We start from the raw sequence: 2327 nt of genomic DNA, 5'->3' as shown, positions 1-2327 counted from the left end.
CCTTAGCCACGTCGATGACGGCCAGCACGCCCCGTTCTAGTTGGTGCCGCAGGCGTTCATAGTCAGGCCCGTCGTGGCCATTATCGATATAGCGGGATTTTACCTCTTCCAACGGCAAACCTGCCCAGACGGGATCCGTGGCAATCCAACGCCAATACGCCTCCACGCTGGCTTCTAGTTCTTGTAGTGTGCTAAAGGTGTTCATCAGACATAGATACAGCAAATACCCGGCTTAGCTGCCTTTCGTCTAGCTACATTAGTACACTAGCAGCGTTAACTAGCGCAAAGACACTCAATGAGTAAGCTTTCAGGAATAGCAAATAGAATTTTACGGCTAACCAAGAAGCCATATTGAGTAGAAGCAATTCTTAGAATAATTTCTGAACATAATACCTGTTCGCGGACTTATCTTGGAAAAGTAATAATTTCAGGCATGCTTCGATGTCCTAATCAATATAGTCTTCTGATCAACCATTCCCTGGCTCGTGCTTGCGTGTAGTAACCTTGCTAGATAAAAGTTATTTCCTTGCTTACAGGAGTTTTTCCAGGATGTCCCGCAAGCGCGGATCGCTCGGCCGCACCGCGTCCGGATCGCGGACGATGCCGCTGCGATCCAGCAAGATGTAGCGCGGCACCGTCCGCACGTCGAACGCCTGCAGAAAAGCGGAGGCCTTGGGCTGGCGGAAACGGTAGTGCTGGCGGGTCCCGGCCGGCAACTGGCGCAACGCTTTTTGCCAGGCGGCGCGCTCTTGGTCAACGGAGAGGTAGAGCACGACCAGCCCCCGCGCGCCGTAGCGCCGGGTCAAGGCCACAGAGGCCGGCATTTCCTCTTGGCAGGGCGCGCACCAACTGGCCCACAAGTCAAGCAACACCACTTTCCCCCGTTGCGTCGCCAGCAGGTCCGTTAGATGGCTCGCCGCGTTGGTGGCACTGGTCAACGAATCGGAAAAGGCCGCGTGCGGGTAGGACCGCAGCGCCCGGCTCGGTTCTCCGCGCAAGACCCGCACAAACTCCTGGTGCGACGCCACCCAGCGGACGTAGTCTTGCAGGCGGTAGCGAATGTCCGGGCGCCGCAGCGGTCCTTCGTTCAAAATTAGAAAACAGACCCAGGCCCGATGGAAACCGCTCAGGGTCTGCTTGGCCTGCAGATACCGCGCCCCCAAAGAGGGGAATTGGCGGGCCAGCACGCACTGATACGTGATATAGCTATGCAGGGCCCAGGCCAGCCCCTCCGCGGCCGCGGCGGGCAGCGTCTGCAGGGCCAAGATACCCGGTAAGTACGCGGCCACGGTGTCCCGGTAAGCGGCCGGGAACGTGCGTAAGCTGTCGTGGCGACTCGTCGGATGGGCCGGTCGGAGCAGCCGCGCAAAGACCCGTAGCCGCAGGTGTCGGTTCAAGCTCGCGGCCACCTCCGGGCGAAGGCCGGGCGTGCCGCGCAAGCGCGCCAGCTGCCCCTCGGCTTCCACCCGCCACTGGCTCCACTGCTGCAGGTACTGAGCCAGCGGCTGGGCAGAGCGGGCGGCCCAGCCGCTGCGCTGGGGGTCCCAATACGTGATGGTGGAGTCGGTGCCTACGACCTCGGCTTGCCGGTTGTCGAGGCCGCTGAGACTCAGGGATCCTTGCCAGAGGCGAACGCAAAAATCGAGTTCGGCTTGGTGGCGTCCCCGAAACGAGAACGTATTGTCGGCCGCGTGATGCGTCACGCGCACCGTGTCGCCGGGCAGTAGCACCAGGACCGGTCGCTCCCGGAGTTGGGAACGCTGCCCGCGCTGCAGCCGCAACTCGGTGGTGAACGACACGAGTACCGGGGCGAAGGAAAGGCTGTCAAACTCGACGTAGCCGGGCCGCTGGGGGCTGACGTCGCTGCGCTTAGACAAACCATAAATGTTGCTGTAGCCGAAGCTAATGGGATCGCTGCCCGGCTCGGCGAGCAATACGGCCCTCGGGGGGGTGGCGTAGCCCCGTGTCGCCACGAAAAGCAAACAGCAACAAAGGGTGGTGCAGAACACGCTCGTCATCGCAGCAGACGGTCAACGGGTTGATACCAAATCCAAGCCCCACTCACGCCCTGTCGCTAGACGGGTGGGTGGGAGCAGCAGTTGCTAAAACTAGCGCTTTTTTGCGGGTCTTCTTGCAACCGCCACGACTTCCCGTTGGCTGGCCGGAGACAGTCTTCGTGACTTTTTTGGCGTTCGCACTCTCGGGGAGGATACCCTCCTCTTCAAAGCAGAGTAAAGCCCTCTCATAGCTTGGACATTTTAAGAACGGACTACCGTATGATGTCCAAGGCACAACAGCCCCGGTGGGAAAAGCCTACCCGCGCCGGG

At 60.3% G+C, this 2327-nt stretch carries 2 protein-coding genes; both read right to left on the bottom strand.

Translation table 11 applies throughout. The annotated features are described in order from the left end of the window. On the bottom strand, positions 1 to 205 hold a 205-nt coding region (locus BXP70_RS28895; protein ID WP_143436784.1), incomplete at its 3' end, for a hypothetical protein. A gap of 325 nt (positions 206 to 530) precedes the next feature. Continuing rightward, on the bottom strand, positions 531 to 1934 hold the full coding sequence (locus tag BXP70_RS28890) for a TlpA family protein disulfide reductase (RefSeq protein WP_179197900.1): 1404 nt from the start codon (positions 1932 to 1934) through the stop codon (positions 531 to 533). Positions 1935 to 2327: the final 393 nt, after the last annotated feature.

The organism is Hymenobacter crusticola (assembly GCF_002154225.1).
Taxonomy (GTDB): Bacteria; Bacteroidota; Bacteroidia; order Cytophagales; family Hymenobacteraceae; genus Hymenobacter; species Hymenobacter crusticola.
The sequence above is the reverse complement of the archived record's forward strand: the minus strand, read 5'-3'. Positions and strand labels throughout refer to the sequence as shown.